This window comes from Cupriavidus sp. D39 (assembly GCF_026627925.1).
Lineage (GTDB): Bacteria > Pseudomonadota > Gammaproteobacteria > Burkholderiales > Burkholderiaceae > Cupriavidus > Cupriavidus ulmosensis.
This window is the reverse complement of sequence record NZ_JAPNLE010000009.1, coordinates 1,401,413-1,420,365: the sequence shown is the minus strand read 5'-3', so window position 1 is coordinate 1,420,365 and position 18,953 is coordinate 1,401,413. Positions and strand designations below refer to the sequence as shown.

General features: G+C 67.9%; 18 protein-coding genes and 2 pseudogenes. 15 read left to right on the top strand and 5 right to left on the bottom strand.

What is annotated here, in order from left to right:
- Positions 1-5 precede the first annotated feature (5 nt).
- A complete protein-coding gene (locus OMK73_RS18485) occupies positions 6-341 on the top strand; it encodes a helix-turn-helix domain-containing protein (RefSeq protein ID WP_267603412.1) in 336 nt (111 codons plus the stop codon).
- Between the two features lie 56 nt (positions 342-397).
- Here the strand turns inward: OMK73_RS18485 and OMK73_RS18480 are convergent, their stop codons facing one another.
- Both OMK73_RS18480 and OMK73_RS18475 read right to left on the bottom strand, forming a co-directional pair.
- Positions 398-841, bottom strand: coding sequence for a VOC family protein (locus tag OMK73_RS18480; RefSeq protein ID WP_267603410.1), 444 nt, complete (start codon positions 839-841; stop codon positions 398-400).
- 153 nt (positions 842-994) lie between these two features.
- Positions 995-1,711 carry an SGNH/GDSL hydrolase family protein gene (locus OMK73_RS18475; protein ID WP_267603408.1) on the bottom strand — a complete coding sequence of 239 codons (717 nt, stop codon included), beginning with the start codon at positions 1,709-1,711 and terminating at the stop codon, positions 995-997.
- Positions 1,712-1,792: 81 nt separating this feature from the next.
- Between OMK73_RS18475 and OMK73_RS18470 the strand changes: the two genes are divergently transcribed.
- Complete coding sequence (locus OMK73_RS18470; RefSeq protein WP_267603406.1) at positions 1,793-2,263, top strand: SRPBCC family protein; 471 nt, start codon at positions 1,793-1,795, stop codon at positions 2,261-2,263.
- A pseudogene (locus OMK73_RS18465) lies at positions 2,260-3,728 on the top strand (DHA2 family efflux MFS transporter permease subunit). Before OMK73_RS18470 ends, OMK73_RS18465 begins: the two are co-directional and overlap by 4 nt.
- Positions 3,729-3,767: 39 nt before the next feature.
- Here OMK73_RS18465 and OMK73_RS18460 read toward each other — a convergent pair.
- Positions 3,768-4,037 (bottom strand): acyl-CoA-binding protein, encoded by a 270-nt coding sequence (locus OMK73_RS18460; protein WP_267603403.1) that lies wholly within the window; start codon positions 4,035-4,037, stop codon positions 3,768-3,770.
- Positions 4,038-4,232: 195 nt separating this feature from the next.
- On the opposite strand from OMK73_RS18460, the pseudogene tsaB reads away from it, so the two are divergent.
- From tsaB to OMK73_RS18440, 4 genes and pseudogenes are all read left to right on the top strand, one after another.
- Positions 4,233-4,999 (top strand): annotated as a pseudogene (gene tsaB / locus OMK73_RS18455) (tRNA (adenosine(37)-N6)-threonylcarbamoyltransferase complex dimerization subunit type 1 TsaB).
- Between the two features lie 101 nt (positions 5,000-5,100).
- The gene (rimI, locus tag OMK73_RS18450; protein ID WP_267606427.1) at positions 5,101-5,586 is read left to right on the top strand and encodes a ribosomal protein S18-alanine N-acetyltransferase; all 486 of its coding nucleotides are present in this window, start codon (positions 5,101-5,103) and stop codon (positions 5,584-5,586) included.
- Complete coding sequence (locus OMK73_RS18445) at positions 5,583-6,524, top strand: uracil-DNA glycosylase (RefSeq protein ID WP_267603401.1); 942 nt, start codon at positions 5,583-5,585, stop codon at positions 6,522-6,524. Before rimI ends, OMK73_RS18445 begins: the two co-directional genes overlap by 4 nt.
- Entirely contained in the window at positions 6,499-7,665 is a 1,167-nt protein-coding gene (locus OMK73_RS18440; protein WP_267603399.1) for a DUF1853 family protein, read from the top strand. The genes OMK73_RS18445 and OMK73_RS18440 overlap by 26 nt, the downstream gene beginning before the upstream one ends.
- 24 nt (positions 7,666-7,689) lie before the next feature.
- Here OMK73_RS18440 and lplT read toward each other — a convergent pair whose 3' ends face one another.
- A complete protein-coding gene (gene lplT, locus OMK73_RS18435) occupies positions 7,690-9,009 on the bottom strand; it encodes a lysophospholipid transporter LplT (protein ID WP_267603397.1) in 1,320 nt (439 codons plus the stop codon).
- A gap of 450 nt (positions 9,010-9,459) precedes the next feature.
- Here lplT and alr point away from each other — a divergent pair, with 450 nt between their 5' ends.
- The 6 genes from alr to OMK73_RS18405 all read left to right on the top strand — a co-directional run bounded on the left by alr (position 9,460) and on the right by OMK73_RS18405 (position 14,621).
- Entirely contained in the window at positions 9,460-10,575 is a 1,116-nt protein-coding gene (alr, locus tag OMK73_RS18430; protein WP_267603395.1) for an alanine racemase, read from the top strand.
- Positions 10,576-10,705: 130 nt separating this feature from the next.
- A complete protein-coding gene (gene radA, locus OMK73_RS18425) occupies positions 10,706-12,067 on the top strand; it encodes a DNA repair protein RadA (protein ID WP_267603393.1) in 1,362 nt (453 codons plus the stop codon).
- A 77-nt stretch (positions 12,068-12,144) separates the two neighbouring features.
- A complete protein-coding gene (locus tag OMK73_RS18420; RefSeq protein WP_267603391.1) occupies positions 12,145-12,726 on the top strand; it encodes a hypothetical protein in 582 nt (193 codons plus the stop codon).
- Positions 12,727-12,750: 24 nt separating this feature from the next.
- Positions 12,751-13,362, top strand: a complete 612-nt coding sequence (locus tag OMK73_RS18415) for a GNAT family N-acetyltransferase (RefSeq protein ID WP_267603388.1) — start codon at positions 12,751-12,753, stop codon at positions 13,360-13,362.
- A 72-nt stretch (positions 13,363-13,434) separates the two neighbouring features.
- Complete coding sequence (locus OMK73_RS18410) at positions 13,435-13,971, top strand: DUF2867 domain-containing protein (RefSeq protein WP_267603386.1); 537 nt, start codon at positions 13,435-13,437, stop codon at positions 13,969-13,971.
- Positions 13,972-14,135: 164 nt separating this feature from the next.
- A complete protein-coding gene (locus OMK73_RS18405; RefSeq protein WP_183031231.1) occupies positions 14,136-14,621 on the top strand; it encodes a disulfide bond formation protein B in 486 nt (161 codons plus the stop codon).
- Positions 14,622-14,718: 97 nt separating this feature from the next.
- On the opposite strand, the gene OMK73_RS18400 is transcribed toward OMK73_RS18405, so the two are convergent.
- Entirely contained in the window at positions 14,719-16,665 is a 1,947-nt protein-coding gene (locus OMK73_RS18400) for an ATP-binding cassette domain-containing protein (protein WP_267603383.1), read from the bottom strand.
- A gap of 303 nt (positions 16,666-16,968) precedes the next feature.
- Between OMK73_RS18400 and OMK73_RS18395 the strand changes: the two genes are divergently transcribed.
- Positions 16,969-17,967 carry a MurR/RpiR family transcriptional regulator gene (locus OMK73_RS18395; RefSeq protein ID WP_267603381.1) on the top strand — a complete coding sequence of 333 codons (999 nt, stop codon included), beginning with the start codon at positions 16,969-16,971 and terminating at the stop codon, positions 17,965-17,967.
- Positions 17,968-17,972: 5 nt separating this feature from the next.
- Positions 17,973-18,926: an isoaspartyl peptidase/L-asparaginase family protein gene (locus OMK73_RS18390; protein ID WP_267603380.1), complete on the top strand. Its 954-nt coding sequence runs from the start codon at positions 17,973-17,975 to the stop codon at positions 18,924-18,926.
- Positions 18,927-18,953: the final 27 nt, after the last annotated feature.

Sequence of the window (18,953 nt, the reverse complement as noted above, 5' to 3'; positions counted from 1 at the left end):
GAGGCATGGCAAAGCGCACGATTGACGGCATCGAGATCGAAACGGGCTCCGGCAATGTCTTTGCCGACCTGGGCCTGCCCGATGCCGAGAAGCTCAAGATCAAATCCGGCCTCGTGATCGAGATCGCGCGCGCCGTGCGTCGCCTCGGGCTGACCCAGGAAGAAGCGGGGCGCCGGATGGGCATTGCGCAGCCGAAGGTGTCGAGCATGCTGCGAGGTGACTTTGCCAACTTGTCCGAACGCAAATTGATGGAGTGCCTGACCCGGCTGGGTTACGACATCGAAATCAAAGTCACGCTTGCGGCAGAGCCGGTAGGGCATTTGACGCTTGCACTCGCATAAGGCTCTCGCATAAGGCACTCGCGTTGCCTGAGCGGCAATGCCCGGCGCACGTCAGGCTACCGGTCCTGCAACACGGCCTCCCTGGCTTGCTCTCCCGCCTCGGCCGGGCCATAGCCATCACCTTTCCACTCGATAAAGCACAGCCCATGGCCAAAAGGGTCGGACAGCATCGCCTGCCGCCCCCAGGCGAAATCCTGCGGCCAGTCCTCCAACTCGGCACCGGCTTCCAGCGCGCGTTCCACTGCGATTTCCAGGTCCTCCACCACAAAGTCGAGATGCACCGGCGTCCAGTGCCGGCGATAGTCGCGCCGTCCATCGGCGCGCGTGCTGGGCCTGGTGCCCTGTGCCTTGGCCAGCAGGTAGATCGGCGCGCTGCCGCCCAGCATTTCCGCCACGGAGCCGTCGAACAGCTTGCGCGCCAGGCGCAGCCCGAGGCCGTGCTGGTAGAAGCCGACGCCGTGCGCGAGGTCGTCGACGTCGATATTGATCAGCAATTGCATCGCAGTCTCCTGCTTGAAATGGGGGCGGAGCCCGCATGGAAGCATCCCGCCCGAAGAACGGGATTGTGCGCCGGCCCTCCTGACAAGTACTGTCAGGAGTGTTGTACTCGGCGCCTGTGACGCGCAAGGCTGAAAGCGGTGCCGGCGAGGGCTTCAGGCGCGCATGGGCACCAGCAAGGCATTGACCACGGGCACCAGCGCATCGCCCAGGGCGATATGGTCGGCGGCGTCCAGGTGCACGCCGTCGACTTCGCTGCTGTGGATCACCGTCCCGGTGTCGAAACAGTCGCATCCGCGCGCGCGGCAGACTTCCTGGAAGGCTTGCGCCAGCCCCACGCATTTGTGCTCGCCACCGGCAAATTTCGGCGCCAGCGGCCCGCGCGGCGTGGTGATGGGCGGGGGCACCAGCACCAGCACCGGCGGTACGGGCATGCCGGGCTCGATCGGCGCGCCGCGGATGGTGTCGAGCAGGGCGCCGATGCCTTGCGCGGCGTGCCAGGCGTGATGCGGGTGCATGGACTGGAAATCGTTGCTGCCGAGCATCAGGATCACCAGCGCCAGCGGCGAGTGCATCTCGATGCGCTGCGCCAGGCCCTGGATGCCGTTGCGGCCCGGCTTGAAGGGATCGTCCCAGACCGTGCGGCGGCCGTTGAGGCAGTCTTCCAGTATGCGCACCGGGCGTTGCCCTTTGGCGATCGCGCCGTTCAGGGCGAGTTCCAGGCGGCCGGGCCAGCGCACGGGCCAGGGAAGGCGCTGTCGCGTGCCCGGCACGATGCCCCAGGACAACGAGTCGGCGTAGACCAGTACCTGCAGCGGGTCGACGGCGCAAAGGGTGTCGGATCGGGTGTCGGGAGACGGCAGGGCGTTCATGGGCGGGCTCCGGGAAAGTTTGCTGCGGACCTTGGCACAGACCTTCATAATATCGGCTAACAATAGATCGGGAGAGTTAAGTTGCGTTTCGAGCACCTGGTGGAGATCAACGATCCACAAAATATCCAGTTGGACCCGCTCACGCCGGAGCAGCTCTGGCAAGGGCTGGTGCTGCGCAGTGCCGAGCCCGAGCTGTTTGTGATGGGGCTGGACCGCGCGGAGATCGTGGAGCAGGGCGACGACTGGGTCGAGCGCAAGCTGCATTTCGGCAAGGCCACGATCCGCGACCGCGTCGTTTTCGAGCAACGCCGTGTCGTGCGCTATGAAACCGCCCCCACCGACGAGCACGCCGGCGGCACCCTGACCATGGCGATCGAGACGCCGGGACCGGGCGCGTTGCTGCTACGCTTTGTCTACGAAACCACCATGCCCACGGTGGACGACAGCGGCGATGACCGCTTCGCCGAAATCGTCAAGTCGGCCTATCACGAGGCCGACCTCGACACCGTGCGCAAGATCCGCGAACTGGCCGCCCTCGGACGGCTGGGGTGAGCGGGCAGCCCTCGTCGCCTGCCGCCGGCGAGCAGCCGGGCGGCCCGACCCGTGAGTCGCTGCGGGCGCGCTATGGCAGCCGTCATCGCTGGCTGGTGCTGCTGACGCTGATGCTGGGCACGGTCTCCTCGATCGTGTCGTCGACCATCGTCAACGTGGCCATTCCCGACCTGAGCCGGCATTTCGTGCTGGGGCAGGACAGCGCGCAATGGGTGGCGGCCAGCTTCATGATCGCCATGACGCTGTCGATGCTGCTCACGCCGTGGCTGCTTAACCGTTACGGCCTGCGCCGCACGTTCATGGGCAGCCTGCTGCTGCTGGGCACGGGCGGGATGGTCGGCGGATTCTCGCCGACCTATGGCGTGATGATCGCCATGCGGGTGGCCGAGGGCATTGCGGCGGGGATCCTGCAGCCGCTGCCCAATATCCTGATCCTGCGGGTGTTCGAGGAGCGCGAGCAGGGCAAGGCGATCAGCATGTTCGGCTTTGGCGTGGTGCTGGCGCCGGCGCTGGGGCCCAGCGTGGGCGGCTTCCTGGTGGAGGCCTTCGGCTGGCGCTCGATCTTCTTCGTGGTGGTGCCGCTGACGCTGATCGGGCTGTGGATGGCGCGCCGCTTCATGGCGGTGGACTCGGCCATGATGGGCGAGCGCAAGCCGCTCGACTGGCAGGGCCTGGGACTGGCCGGCATTGCCACCGTGAGCCTGCTCAACGGGCTGGTGCAGATGCGCGAGAGCGTGCCCGCCGGGATGGCACTGGCTGGCTTTGGCGTGCTGATGCTGGTGGCGTTCGTGCTGTGGCAGTTGCGCGCAGCGCATCCGCTGATGAACATGCGCCTGTACAGCTACCGGCAGTTTTCGGCCGGGGCGGTGGTGGCGTTCATCTATGGCGCCGGGCTGTTCGGATCGACCTACCTGCTGCCCGTCTACATGCAGATGGCGCTGGCCTATACGCCGTCGCGCGCCGGGCTGGTGCTGCTGCCGGCCGGCATCGCGCTGGCCCTGACCATAGCGGCGGCGGGGCGGTTGACCAATCGCATCTCCGCGCACCTGCAGGTGTCCTTCGGGCTCGCGCTGCTGTCGGCCTCGTTCCTGCTGTTGGCGATGGGGTCCCAGGCCACGCCTTACCTGCTGCTGGTGGGGATTGCGGTGCTGGGGCGGATCGGGCTGGGCTGCATCCTGCCTTCGCTGACGCTGGGCTCGATGCGTGGCGTGGATTATTCGCTGATCGCGCAGGGTTCCAGCTGCATCAACTTCATCCGGCAACTGGGGGCGCGATCGGAGTGAGCCTGGCGGGTGTGGGCCTGCAATGGCGGCTGGCCGCGCAGGGCGCGGTGCTGGGCACCGACGGCGATCCGGCCGCGCGCATTCGCGCTTTCGACGAGACCTTCCTGGCGGTCGGCCTCGTCATTGCTACCGCCATCCTGGCGGCCTGGCGGATCCGGCCCAGGCCGCTGGCCGAAGCGTAAATCCGGGGGCCGGCGCAGAGCCGGCTACCCGATTTGGCTTCAGGCGGTGGCGCCGCTGCGCAGCTCTTCCACCAGCGCGATGTATTTTTCCTGCGCCTCTTCCTGGGCGGTGCCCTTGAGCGTTTCCCAGGCTTCGAACTTGTAGCGGCCGACGAAATCGGTCATGCCCGGCTTGTCGCCATGGGCGTCGCCCTCGCTGCCTTGCTTGAACAGCGCGTAGAGGCGCAGCAGGGTCATGTTGCTGGGGCGCTCGGTCAGTTGCTTGACGTCGATCTGGGCTTGGGCGAAGCGTGCCTGCAGGTCGCTCATGGGGTTCTCCTGGCTGGATGGGGGAAGCGTTCTGGATTCGGTGTTCGGGAAAAACCCGGCAGCCGCGATGATAGCGCCCGCGACCGCGCGTTTGAGCCGGAAGAAACCGAAGAACGCTTCAGTCCGGCGCGCCGGGGCGGGGCGTGCGCACCGCGCTAGTTCAGCTTTTGAGGTCGCTCCGGATACAATCTCTCCATGTCCTGGATTCTTGCAGTTGAAACCTCCACCGAGTGGTGTTCCGTGGCGCTCGGGCGCATTGCCGATGGCGGCGCCCTGGAGTGCCTGGTTCGTCATGAACATACCGGCCCGCGCTCGTCCTCCCGCGTGCTGCCGGCCGCCGGCGAGTTGCTCGCCGAGGCCGGCATTGCCCTGTCGGACTGTGCCGCCATCGCCTTTGGCGCGGGGCCGGGCTCCTTCACGGGCCTGCGCACCGCCTGCGGCGTCGCCCAGGGCCTGGCCTTTGGCGCCGACCTGCCGGTCATTCCCGTCAATTCGCTGATGGCCTGCGCCGAACGCGTGCGCCTGGGCGGGGAAGGCATGCCCGCGTTGCCACCTGACGTATCGGTGCTGGTAGCGCTGGACGCCCGCATGGACGAAGCCTATGCAGGCGCGTTCCGCTGGGACGGCGCCGCGCAGGAGTGGCAGGCGGCGACCGACATGCAGGTGTGCCCGCCGGAGGCCGTCAGCCTGCCCCCGGGCCGTTCTGGCTGGCGGGCAGTGCCGCTGCCGTGTTTGGCGAGCGCCTCAAGGCCACGGCGCTGGCATTGCACAGCGTGCCCGAGGCCTTGCCCGCGGCGCCGGCCCTGGTATCGATTGCCCTGCGCGCGCTGGCCCGCAATGAAACCGTCGCGGCGGCCGATGCCAGGCCGATCTACCTGCGCGACAAGGTGGCCCAGACCATCGCCGAGCGCCAGGCCGTGGCGGCGCAGCGTGCTGCGCTGGCCGCGGGAGAGCAGCCGTGAGCGTCGAGCGCAACCAGCCACCGGGAAGCAGCGCGGCCAGTTCCGGCCGCGGCGCGGATGCCGCGTCCGGCGCCGGATACGAATGGCCTGAAGTGCCGGTGATGCCAAGCTTGCCGGCAGGCTGGAGCCTCGGCCGCATGACGGCGCTGGATGTGGAAGCCGTGGCGCAGATCGAGGCCCGGGCCTACAGCCACCCATGGACGCGCGGCAACTTCGAGAATTCCGTCAAGGCCGGGCACATCGGCCTGACCTTGCGGGATAACGGGAGCGTGCTGATCGCCTACACGGTGCTGATGCCGGTCGTCGACGAGATGCACCTGCTCAATATCACGGTGGACCCGGAGCGCCAGCGCGGCGGCCTTGGCCGGCTGCTGCTGGCCGCTGCCATGGCTACCTCGCACGCGCACCATCTCCACACCATGCTGCTCGAAGTGCGGCCTTCCAACGTGGGCGCCATCGAGCTGTACCGGCAGGCAGGCTTTGCCGAGATCGGCCGGCGCAAGGGCTATTACCCCGCAGCCGGCCAGACGCGTGAGGATGCGCTTGTGCTGCGCCGCGCGTGGGCGCCCACGGAGGCCATGCCATGAGCCGCCGCGCCAGGTTCCTCGAAGTGCTCGGCATTGCCGATGAATGGGTGCTGCGCCGCGCGCCGGCCCTGCCGGAGGCCGTCGAGCCATCCGCGATGGCGGGGCTCGCCGACCCGAGCGCGGAAGATACCGCCGTCCACGAAGACACGGCTTCGCGCGAAGCGGCCCAGGCCGCGGTGGCGCTTGCCGCCGTGGCCGACGCTCGCGTGGATGAGGCCAAGGCCGAAGCAGCGCCGTCCGCGTGGTCGGCGCAAGCCGATATGGACGCGGCAGCGTCGGCCCCGGCCCCGGCCCCGGCCGAAGTCGCCGTCGCGCGCATGCCGCCAGAGCCTGTGGCGGCGGATACCAGCACGCGCGAGGCCGTGATTGCCCGTCTGGACTGGGCCGCGCTCGAACAGCGGATCTCCGGCTGCACCGATTGCCAGTTGTGCGATGGCCGCACGCAGACCGTGTTCGGCGTGGGCGACCGCCAGGCCGAATGGATGCTGGTCGGCGAAGCCCCGGGCGAAAACGAGGACAAGCAGGGCGAACCCTTCGTGGGCCAGGCCGGCAAGCTGCTCGACAATATGCTGGCCGCCGTCGGCCTGGCACGCGGGCGCAACGTGTTTATCGCCAACGTGCTGAAGTGCCGCCCGCCCGGCAACCGCAATCCCGAGCCGGAGGAGGTCGCGCAGTGCGAGCCTTACCTGCGCAGGCAGATCGCGCTGATCCAGCCCAAGCTGATCGTGGTGCTGGGGCGCTTTGCGGCTCGGTCACTGCTGCGCACCACCACGCCGATCGGCAAGCTGCGCGGCACCGTCCATAGCTACGAAGGCATTCCGGTGGTGGTGACCTACCACCCGGCCTACCTGTTGCGCACCTTGTCCGACAAGGCGCGTGCCTGGGAAGACCTGTGCCTGGCCCGCGAGGTACATGCCCGTGCGGGAGCCAAGGCCTGAGTTCACGCTAAGCCCCGGCGGCGCCATCGAGATGGCGCCGCTCTGGCGCCATGCCGCCTCGCAGCGCCTGCGCGAGCTCGCCTGGTGCTCGCTGTCGCCCCCGTTGCTGGCATTCCTGCCGACGGGCGAGGCAGGCAATCCCATCATCAATGGCAACGCCCCCGGGCGTTCGCAAGCGGCGCTCGCGCGCTGGCCTGAAGGGGCGCTGGCCGCCTGGCAGCGTTGGCTGCCCGCTGCCGACCCCGCCGCGCTGCCCCCCACCATTGCCGAGCTCGCCGCAGGGCTGGAGCAGCAACGCGTGCGCGGCCCGTCGCCAGCGCCCAGCCTGCGGCTGGGCCGGCATGCGGAGCGCCTGCTGCAATTCACGCTGGAACACACCGAGGGGCTGGAGCTGCTCGCGGCGAACCTGCCGGTGCGCCGTGCCGGCGCGCACGGCGTGCAGACGCTGGGCGAGCTCGATTTTGTCTGGCGCGACGTGGACAGCGGCGCGACCGTGCACTGGGAGATGGCGGCCAAGTTCTACCTGCTGGTCGAACCCGCGGCGGATGGCGCGCCGCGCGGCGGCGGGGCGGGCGCTGCCGTGCTGGACCGCCATTGCTTCGTCGGCCCCAACCTGGTGGACCGCCTGGGCGACAAGCTCGAACATATCGTGCGCAGGCAGCTGCCGCTGTCACGCACCCCCGAGGCCCTGGCGCTGCTGGGTCGCCCGGTTGACCGCAGCGAGGTCTACCTGCTCGGCTGGCTGTTCTATCGGGACGGCGTGGTGCCGGCCGCCATCGGCAGCCTGGGCATCGCCCCGGATCACCTGCACGGATGGTGGTCCACCTTGCCCGACTGGCTGGCCTGGGCTGGCAAGCGCGAGGGCTCGCGCTGGTACCGGCTGCCGCGCTCGGCGTGGATGGCGCCGGCCAGGGTGGCCCAGGCGCACACGGAAACCGCCGAAGCGATCCATGAAGCACTGGCACTGCGTTTTGCGGAGACGCATCACGAGAAGAACTGGCGCCGGGAAGCGCCGGTGATGCTGTGCGAGGTGGAGCCGGCGGGGCAGCCCGGCGTGTGGCGGGAGCGTACCCGCGGGTTTGTGGTGCCGCCGGGCTGGGAGGAGCGGGCGCGCGAGCGCATCGCCAGGCCGGTGGCCTGACCCGGTCTGCGGGTCAAGCGACGCTTAGTGGTGCTTGTCCTCGCCGATCATGGCGAGCGAATTGAAGTTGCGCACGTTGTAGCGGTGCTGGCGCATCACCAGCAGCATGGTGACGCACACGAAGATGCCGAAGGCGACGATGACGATCCCGATCGGCACATTGAGCTTGATCAGCAGCGCGTACAGGCACAGCATCAGCAGCACCGAGACATTCTCGTTGAAGTTCTGCACGGCGATCGAATGGCCGGCCGACAGCAGGACGTGCCCGCGGTGTTGCAGCAGCGCGTTCATCGGCACCACGAAGTAGCCGGACATGCCTCCCACCAGCATCAGGAAGACGTAGGCGATCGCCATGTACAGCGGCATGTGCATGCCGAGCACATCCAGCGAAATGTCGGGCAGGCTGTTCTTGGTGTAGAAGGCCATCAGCATCACCACCACACCCATCGCCACGCCATACGGCAGCACCGACAGCGACTTGCGCAGCGGGATGCGCATGGCCGCCATCATCGCGCCTACCGCCACGCCGACCGCCACCACCGCTTGCAGCAGGGCGCCTTGCGACAGGTTCAGGCCGAGCGATTTTTCCGCCCACTTCAGCACGATGAACTGCAAGGTGGCGCCGGCGCCCCAGAACAGCGTGGTCACGGCCAGCGAAATCTGGCCGAGCTTGTCGCGCCACAGCGCGGTAAAGCAATCCGCGAACTCGGCGATCAGCTTGATCGGGTTCTTTTCCTGCTGCGGGTAGCGGGCCCCCGTCTCGGGGATGAACAGGTTGAACACGGCCGCGATCACGTAGAACAGCATGATCACCACCATGGCTGCCTCGGCCGGGGTGTTGATGCCCGTGTCGATGTAGGGAACATCGATGCCGAGCAGAAGCTTTGAAATGTGCACCGAGATCAACGCGCCGCCCACAACGGTGCCCAGAATGATCGAGCACACCGTCAGGCCTTCGATCCAGCCATTGGCGGCGACCAGTCTCTCGGGCGGCAGCAGCTCGGTGAGGATGCCGTACTTGGCGGGCGAGTACGCCGCTGCGCCGAACCCGACGATGCCGTAGGCCAGCAGCGGGTGCAACCCGAACATCATGATGGCGCACCCCGCTATCTTGATGGTGTTGGTGATGAACATCACCTTGCCCTTGGGCATCGAGTCGGCGAAGGCGCCCACAAAGGCGGCCAGCACGACATAGGACAGCACGAAGAACAATTTGAGCAGCGGCGTCATCCACTGTGGGGAGTGCAGCTCGGTCAGAAGGGCGATAGCGGCGATGAGTAGCGCATTGTCGGCCAGCGAAGAGAAGAACTGCGCGGCCATGATGGTATAAAAACCCTTCTTCATACTTTGGACTCTGACTCCATCGCTATCACCGTACATGTCTGGCAGCAGCGCGTCGCTGGGCGCTGTTATTGCCTGAAGGGAACCTGGGCCCGCGTCGTTGTCAAAATGATGCCCGGACCAGCCGTCGGATCGCTGTGCAGCCTGCCTGACTGTGTTCGACATATTGCATCACTTTTAAAACATGGCCGGAACGTCCGGCTTTATAACACGAAAATAAGGCGATTCCGAGCCTTCACGGGCCGCCGGTTGGACAGCGCAAGCGCGCAGCGATTCCCTAAATGTTTGGCCTAATGTGTTCAAATAACGTCTGCGCGACGCGCTGCGCGTACCGGGTCTTCCCGGATATGGTGCATCCAGGCGGCGGGAGTGGTCAGGCCAGCCAGCCAGGACCCCCGCCGATCCGCCGCGCCGCAAGCCCCTCGAAGCACTAGAAGCACTAGAAGCGATCTCATGCCAAGACCCATTCACGCCGTCATTCACCAACCGGCCCTGGCCAACAACCTGGACGTAGTGCGCCGTTGCGCACCCCAGTCGCGCGTCTGGGCCGTGATCAAGGCCAACGCCTATGGCCACGGCATCCGCCGTGCATTCGCCGGCCTGCGCGCCACCGATGGCTTTGGCCTGCTCGACCTGAACGAAGCCGTGCTGCTGCGCGAGCTGGGCTGGCAGGGGCCGATCCTGCTGCTAGAAGGTTTCTTCCAGCCGCAGGACGTCCCTTTGCTGGAGCAGTACCGTCTCACCACCGCGGTGCATTGTGAAGAACAGCTGCGCATGCTGGAAGTGGCGCGCCCCAAGGGGCCGCTGGGCATCCAGCTCAAGCTCAACACCGGCATGAACCGGCTGGGCTTCCGCCCGGAGCAGTACCGCACGGCGTGGGAGCGCGCGCGGACCCTGCCATGCGTGGGCAGCATCGTGCATATGACCCATTTCTCGGACGCCGACAGCGCGCGCGGCATCGCGCACCAGCTGGAAGTGTTCGACGCCGCCACCGCCAACTTGCCGGGCGAGGCCAGCTTGTCCAACTCGGCCGCCACGCTGTGGCATCCCCAGGCCCACCGCGCCTGGGTTCGTCCCGGGGTGGTGCTGTACGGTGCCTCGCCCTCGGGCGTCGCGGCCGATGTGGCCAGCTTCGGGCTGCAGCCGGCCATGTCGCTGCACAGCGAGCTGATTTCGGTGCAGGACCTGCAGCCGGGCGATACCGTCGGCTATGGCTCGCTGTTCAAGGCCGAGCGGCCGATGCGCATTGGCGTGGTGGCTTGCGGCTATGCCGATGGCTATCCGCGCCACGCCGCTGGCTGGGGCGACAAGCCGGCACCGGTGCTGGTCGATGGCGTGCGCACCCAGCTGGTGGGCCGGGTCTCCATGGACATGATCTGCGTCGACCTGACGCCTTGCCCGAAGGCCAAGGTGGGCAGCGCCGTGACCCTGTGGGGCCAGGGCTTGCCGATCGACGACGTCGCCATGGCCAGCGGCACCGTGGGCTATGAGCTGATGTGCGCGCTGGCGCCCCGGGTGCCCGTCACCGTGGCGACCCTGACCGCGCCGGAGCAGCCTGCGCTGGCCTGAGCGGCCGTGCAAGGCAAGAGCCGGGACGTTCGTCCCGGCCCAGGCGACCGATTCCGAGCCCCGCCATTCCCCTCGGCATTCCCCTCGGCATTCCCCTCAGCATTCCCTTTGGCATCCCCTAGGACCTCAGTTGGCCAAGCCCAAGAACGTCTATACCTGCACCGAATGCGGCGGCACCTCGCCGCGCTGGCAAGGCCAGTGCCCGCAGTGCCAGCAATGGAACACGCTGGTGGAGAGCGTGGCGGAAACCCCTTCGACCAAGCGCTTCCAGCCGCTGGCGGCCTCCGCCATGGTGCAGCGCCTGTCCGAGATCGACGCCGCCGACGTGCCGCGCTTTTCCAGCGGCATCGAGGAGTTCGACCGCGTGCTCGGCGGCGGCCTGGTGTCGGGCGGGGTGGTGCTGATCGGTGGCGATCCCGGCATCGGCAAGTCCACCTTGCTGCTGCAGGCCTTGGCCAACCTCTCGGCGCAGCGCCGTGTGCTGTACGTCAGCGGCGAGGAGTCCGGCGCGCAGATCGCGCTGCGGGCGCAGCGCCTGGGTGTGGACAGCCCGCACCTGGCGCTGCTGGCCGAGATCCAGCTCGAGAAGATCCAGGCCACGCTGGAGGTGGAGAAGCCCGAGGTGGCGGTGATCGACTCGATCCAGACCTTGTTCTCGGATGCATTGACCTCGGCGCCGGGCTCGGTAGCGCAGGTGCGCGAATGCGCGGCCCAGCTGACCCGGATCGCCAAGAGCACCGGCACCACCATCATCCTGGTGGGCCACGTGACCAAGGACGGCAGCCTGGCAGGCCCGCGCGTGCTGGAACACATCGTCGATACCGTGCTGTATTTCGAGGGCGACACACATTCCTCGCACCGCCTCATCCGCGCCTTCAAGAACCGTTTTGGCGCGGTCAACGAGTTGGGCGTGTTTGCCATGACCGAGCGCGGCCTGCGCGGGGTCAGCAACCCGTCCGCGCTGTTTCTGTCGCAGCATGAGCAGGTGGTGGCCGGTTCCTGCGTGCTGGTGACGCAGGAGGGCACGCGGCCGCTGCTGGTGGAGGTGCAGGCGCTGGTGGATACCGCGAACGTGCCGAACCCGCGGCGCTTGGCGGTGGGGCTGGAGCAGAACCGGTTGGCCATGCTGCTGGCGGTGCTGCACCGCCATGCCGGCATTGCCTGCTTCGACCAGGACGTCTTCCTCAACGCCGTGGGCGGGGTCAAGATCACCGAGCCGGCGGCCGACCTGGCGGTGCTGCTGGCCATTCACTCCTCCATGCGCAACAAGCCGCTGCCACGCGGCCTGGTGGTGTTTGGCGAGATCGGCCTGGCCGGGGAGATCCGTCCCAGCCCGCGTGGGCAGGATCGCTTGCGCGAGGCGGCCAAGCTGGGCTTCTCGATAGCCGTGATTCCCAAGGCCAATGCGCCCAAGCAGAAGATCGACGGGCTGGAAGTGATAGCGGTGGAGCGCCTGGAGCAGGCGATTGACCGGGTTCGGCATATGGAGTGAGGCTTTCAGCCCATTCCTGCCCCTTTCGATGCAATTTTGGGTATATTCCGAAGCACTTTTTTAATCGGAGTTCATCCATGCGCACTTTCAACGTCCGCCGTCACGCCGGCGTGCTAGCCGCGATCGGCTGCGGCGCCACGCTGCTGTCGCTGTCCGCCGCCGCTGCTCCCGCCGATGCCACCAAGGCGTTCTTTGACGCGGCGCTGTGCAAGCCGCCCTATACGACCAAATCCGCCACCGCGATCTACGACGCCGCCGAGAAGCTCGCCAAGGCGGACATGTCCAGGTTAGGCGCCGCCATCTACAAGCTGCCGCGGCCCATCGGGCAGGACGGCTTCGATAGCGATGAGGTGGTATTCGCGGGGACGTCGGTGGGCGTGCTGGTGCAGGGCCAGCAGGCCGATGCGTTGGCCGCGCGCTACCAGCTCAAGCCGGAGGCTTCCACGTTGCTGGGCACCGCCACCAAGGGCTTCGCCCGTGCACTGCCGGCCGGCCAGCAGCCCAAGCGGGATCTCGGCACGGTATCCATCGTGGCGCGCGAAAGTGCTGCGCTGCCGGGCAAGACGCTGCTGATCTGCGAATTTGTCAGCCACACGGATGCGCAGGCACTCAAAGCCTACGAGCGCAGCCGGGCGGAGCAGGGCGCCGCTGTGCGCTGACACTGGCCCAGGAGAAACGTCACCATGCGCGATCAACGCACTTCGGCGGCAGGTGCGGCTGGCCATGAGCCGGTCGTGCTGGAAACCGCGCGGCTGCGCCTGCGCCAGTGGCGTGCGGCGGATTTCGCGTCCTTTGCCGCGCTCAACGCCGATCCGGTGGTGATGGCGTGTTTCCCCGCGCCGCTGGACCGCGCGGCCAGCGACGCCATGGCGCTGCGCTGCCAGGCGCTGATCGCCGGCCGCGGCTGGGGCCTGTGGGCGGTCGAGCGCAAGGACGATGAGGCATTTGTCGGTATGGTCGGCCTCAACGAACCCGCGTGGGCCTTGCCGTTCTCCCCCTGCGTGGAAATCGGCTGGCGCCTGGCGCAGGCGTACTGGGGGCAGGGCTATGCGTTGGAGGCGGCGCGGGCCGCGCTGCGCTTTGGCTTCGAGCAACTGGCGCTGGCGGAAATCGTCTCGTTCACCGCGCTGCCCAACGCCCGTTCGCGGGCCGTGATGGAGCGGCTGGGCATGGTGGCGGACGGCACCTTCGAGCACCCGGCCGTTGCGCCGGACAGCCCGCTGCGCCAGCACTGGCTGTACCGGTTGCCGGCGCAGCGCTGGCGCGACTTGCCCGGCGACGTGTGCACACCCTGAACGCCACGCGCTTGGTGCCTGGCTGGCCGCTAGCTATACTGGGCCCCGTCATCCGTCCACGCCACGCGAGCCATGCGCCAGCCTGTCACCGTCATCGACGTACCCGCCTCCAGTTTGCTCGCGCCCAGCCTGGCCAGCGCCGACTTTTTCGACGCCTATCGCGTGGGCCTGGCCGATGCGGGGCAATCCGCGCTGGAAATCTATCTGGACATGGTCTCGCGCACGCCGGCGTGGGTGACTTGCCTGATGACGCTGCGCAACCGCGTGGTGGCGTTGCTAGGGCTGAAGGACCTGGGCAACCTCGGCGACGTCGATGCCGGCAAGCCGGCCAGCGCCTACCGCGTGGGCGATCGCGTAGGCATCTTCTCGCTGCTCGCGCTGTCCGAGCGCGAGGTGGTGCTCGGCGACGCGGACAAGCACCTGGAGGTGAAGCTGTCCGTATGCAAGCTGGATCCGCCCGAGCCGGCGGCCGGCGGCCAGGCCTCGGTGGCGGTGTCCACGGTAGTGCACAACCGCAATGCGCTGGGGCGCGTGTACATGTTGTTCGTGGCGCCCTTGCACCGGCGCATCGTGCCTGCCACGATGGGCGGCATAGGCGCGGGCGCCTGAGCCAGGGCAGCGCGCGGCGGCGGTATGGCGGCCTGCGTCAATCCGCCGCAAGCGGCGGCGAGCCCATCGCGCGGGATTGCGCGGGCATCTTTCGCAAAATCGGTAATAATGTGCCTTGTATTGCGCGTCGGCGAATGTCGTCCGGCCCTTTTTGCTAGTGAGCCATGCAAGCCAATTCCCGTAGTTTCTTCTTGCTGATCGCCGCGATTTCATTCGGCCTGGTCGGCTACGCCCTCTACCTGCAGCATGTGGAGGGCTACCAGCCTTGCCCGCTCTGCGTGATGCAGCGCTTTGCCTTCGTCGGCATCGGCCTGTTCTCGCTGCTGGCCGCCATTGCGCAGAACACGCGCAGCCTGTGGCAGGGCCTGGGCATGTTGTCCGGCGTGGCCGGCATCGCGGTGGCGGGCTATCACGTCTCGCTGCTGCTCAACCCCAAGGCCAGCTGCGGCATCGATCCGCTGGAGAACTGGGTCAACCAGTTGCCCACGGCCAAGATCCTGCCTCAGGTGTTCTACTCGGACGGCATGTGCACCACGCCGCTGCCCCCGATCTTCGGCCTGTCGATCCCGGCCTGGTCGCTGATCTGGCTGTTCATCCTGACCGCCACGCTGGCGGTGGGCATGATCCGGCGCGAGAAGAACTACCGCTGATCTGCCTGGCCTGCCTGCCGCTGCCGGCTGCTGCCGGCACGTGCATCCCGGGGCTGGCGCCCCCGGCACCCTTCACGCGATTACACGATCAGACCAATCAGACGATCAGCTCGATCTGCTCCTGCAGTTCCAGCCAGCGCTCCTCCAGCCTGTCCAGCTCGCCGCCGACCTCGCCCTGGCGCTTGAGCATCTCCATTAGCTTGGCCTTGTTGGCCTCCGCGTAGCTGGCCTCGTCGGCCATGAACGTGTCGATCTCGCTCTTGGCCTGCTGCAGCACGGCCATGCGCTTTTCCACCTTTTCCAGTTCCTTGGTCAGCGGCTTGCGCGACTGCGTCAGGCGCTGGCGCTCGTCGGCCTCGGCGCGGCGCTGGTCGCGCCGGTTGGCGGTGGCGGCGGCCGGCGTGTCGCCGTCTTCCTGCGCGTGGGTCGCACTCGCGGCGTTGCGCTTGGCCGCGGCTTGCTTGAGCAGCCAGTCGCGGTAGTCGTCCAGGTCGCCGTCGAACGGCTGGATGGTGCCGTCGGCCACCAGCAGGAACTGGTCGGTGGTGGCGCGCAGCAGGTGCCGGTCGTGCGAGACCACAATCAGCGTGCCTTCGAACTGCGCCAGCGCCATGGTGAGGGCCTCGCGGGTGTCGAGGTCCAGGTGGTTGGTCGGCTCATCCAGCAGCAGCAGGTTGGGCTTCTGCCAGACGATCAGCGATAGCGCCAGGCGGGCCTTCTCGCCGCCGGAGAACGGCTCGATCGGTGCGGTGGCCATTTCGCCGCGGAAGTTGAAGCTGCCGAGGAAGTCGCGCAGCTCCTGCTCACGGGTGTCCGGCGCGAGCCGGGCCAGGTGCTGCAGCGGGGACTCGTGGTCGCGCAGCGTTTCCAGCTGGTGCTGGGCAAAGTAGCCGATCTGCAGGCCCTTGCCCTGGCGCAGCGTGCCGGCCAGCGCTTCCTGCGAGGCGGCCAGCGTCTTGACCAGCGTTGACTTGCCCTGGCCATTGGCGCCCAGCAGGCCGATGCGCTGGCCGGTCTGGATCGACAGCGTGAGGTTGTGCAGGATGGTCACGGGCGGCGCGTCCGGCGCGGGAGCAGGATAGCCGCAGTCCACGCCTTCGAGCACCATCATCGGGTTGGGCGCCGAATCCGGCTCGCGGAATTCGAAGGCAAAGCCCGCGGCGATATGCACCGGTGCCAGCCGTTCCATCTTCTCCAGCGCCTTGACCCGGCTCTGTGCCTGGCGTGCCTTGCTGGCCTTGGCCTTGAAGCGGGTGATGAAGGACTCGAGGTGGGCGATCTCCTTCTGCTGGCGCGAGTAGGCGGACTGCTGCAGGGCCATCTGCTGCAGGCGCAGCGTCTCGAACTGGCTGTAGTTGCCGCCGTAGCGGCGCAGCTGCTGGTTCTCGATATGCACAGTGACATTGCAGATCGCGTCGAGGAATTCGCGATCGTGGGAAATCATCACCAGCGTGCCCGGATAGCGCGCCAGCCAGTCTTCCAGCCAGACGATGGCGTCCAGGTCCAAGTGGTTGGTGGGCTCATCGAGCAGCAGCAGGTCGGATGGGCACATCAGCGCCTGCGCCAGGTTCAGCCGCATGCGCCAGCCGCCGGAGAACGAGGCCACCGGCTGCGACACCTGCGCCAGCGTAAAGCCCAGCCCCAGCAGCAGGGCCTCCGCGCGCGCCGGCGCCGTGTAGCCGTCGGCATCGGCAAAGGCAGCGTGGGCTTCGCCCTCGGCACTGCCGTCGCCGCTGGCCTGGGCGGCCGCAATGCGCGCTTCGATGTCGCGCAGCCGGGTATCGCCGTCGATGGTGTACTCCACCGCGCTGCGCATCACCGCGGGGGTTTCCTGCGCCACGTGGGCAGTACGCCACTGCGGCGGGATGGCCACGTCGCCGCCGTCCGCCTGCAACTCGCCGCGCAGCATGGCGAACAGGGTCGACTTGCCGCTGCCGTTGGCGCCGACAAGGCCGACGCGCTCGCCGGGGTTCAGCGTCACGCTGGTGTGGTCGAACAGCACCTTGGTGCCGCGCTGGAGGACTAGCTGGTCGATTCGGATCACGGGAGGGGAAAGGCTGAAGAAGGCTGCGGGTCTGGGGCGGTTGCTTTGTTGCTCTAACCGGCCCCGGCATGGCACGGGGCAACCCGGCATTGTAGCCGCTTCGCATGGCAGCGCCTCCGGAACGCGCGGCGCATGGCGCATGGCCGTCTTCGTTGCCTCCGTTGCTAGGTGAAAACCCTTGGGCTGGTAAAACTCTATTTTCATGGCATGCGCTTTGCGTGTAAATTTATTTACATGGATGCGCGCCGGATGAAAACGATGTTTCCCGCCGCGCGCGTCTCCGACCAACCCACCCCCCGCGCCATGACCAACGGTACCAACGGCTCCTCCGGCAACAACGGCAACAACGGCAGCGCTTCAATCTCGGAGCGCATCGCCCGCGCCTTGCCCACGCTCACGCCGGCGCACCAGCGCATGGCAGAGTACGTGCTGGGCAATCCGTTCCGCGCCGCCACCATGCGCATCGACGAATTCGCCGATGCCGCGGCGGTGTCGGTCGCCACCGCGAACCGCTTCGCGCATGCGCTGGGCTTCGAAGGCTTCCCGCAGTTCCGCGCCGAACTGGTGCGCGGCTTCGAGGCCACGCTTGCACCAGTTGAGAAATTACGCACCGAACTGGCGCGTCCTGCCACGGTGGCCGAGGTGTTTGCCGCGTCGCTGGAAGAGGACGTGCGCAACCTCGAAGCCTCGCGCCGCGCGCTCGATGCCGAGACCTGCGAGCGCGCGGTGGAGGCCATCCTGGCGGCCGAACGCATCTTTGTGGTGGGTTTCGGCGCCAGCGGCTTCCTGGCCGGGCTGCTGCAGCATGGGCTGGACATGTCTTGCCGCACCGTGATCTCGGTCTCGGGCGCGGGCGGCGCGTCCACCGCGGCGCGCCAGTTGTTCAAGCTGCAGCCGCGCGACCTGCTGATCGTGATCGGCTTCCCGCGCTATGTGTTTGACACCGTGACCATCGCCAAGCGTGCCCGCTCGCATGGCGCCCGCATCCTGGCGCTGACCGACGGGCCCACTTCGCCGCTGGTGCCGCTGGCCGATATCGCGCTGTACGCCCACACCGGGCGCCAGCTCTCGGCCAATTCGGATGCGGCCGTGCTGGCCTTTATCGAGGCGCTGTGCGGCGCGGTGGCGTATCGCGCCGCGCATGCCGTCAAGGCCGCCGCCGAGATGACCGACTTCCTGCTGCCGTGGCTGCACGGCGTGCCGCCGGGACAAGGGCGTGAGCAGCGCCACGACGAAGCGGCCAATGGCCGCCCCAAGGCGGCCTCGCCACGCCGCAAGAAATCTTCCCCGAACGCATCGTGAACCTCATGAACACCCCAGTCATTGCTATCCACGGCGGCGCCGGCACCATCACCCGTGCCGCCATGAACGCCGCCAAGGAAGCCGAATACACCGCCGCGCTGAGCGCCGTGCTTGAAGCCGGCCAGCGCGTGCTGGCCGACGGCGGCAGCGCGCTCGATGCCGTCACCGAGGCTGTGCGCCTGCTGGAGGATTGCCCGCTGTTCAACGCCGGCCGCGGCTCGGTGCTGACCCACGCCGGCACCTACGAGCTGGACGCCGCGATCATGGACGGCGCCACGCTGGGCGCCGGCGCGGTGGCCTGCGTCAAGCGCCTGCGCAACCCGGTGCTGGCTGCGCGCGCGGTGATGGAGAAAAGCCAGCACGTGCTGTTCGCCGGCGAGGGCGCGGAAGCCTTTGCCGAGGCCCAGGGCCTGGAACTGGTGACGCCCGACTATTACTTCACGCAGGCGCGCACCGATCAGTGGGAACGCGCGCGCGCCGCCAGCAGCATGACCCTGCTGGACCACGACGCCGCCACGCTGGCCGCCGAGCCCATCGATCCCGACACCAAGTTCGGCACGGTAGGCGCGGTGGCGGTCGATGCGCAGGGGCGCCTGGCTGCGGCGACCTCCACCGGCGGCGTGACCAACAAGCAGGTAGGCCGCGTGGGCGATACGCCCATCGTCGGCGCCGGCTGCTTTGCCGACGACGTGGCGGCGGTGTCCGCCACCGGCACCGGCGAAATGTTCATCCGCACCGTGGCCGCGTACGACGTGGCGGCGCAGATGCGCTATGCGGGCGTGCCGCTGGAAGAAGCCGCACGCCGCGTGGTGATGGAAAAGCTGCCCGCCATCGAAGGCCGCGGCGGCCTGATCGCCGTGGACCGCGAGGGCAACGTCACGCTGCCGTTCAATACCGAAGGCATGTACCGCGGTTTCGCCCGGGTGGGCGAGCCGGTCAATGTGTGGATCTACGGCTGAGCGCGCGCGAGCACGACGGCGGCATCC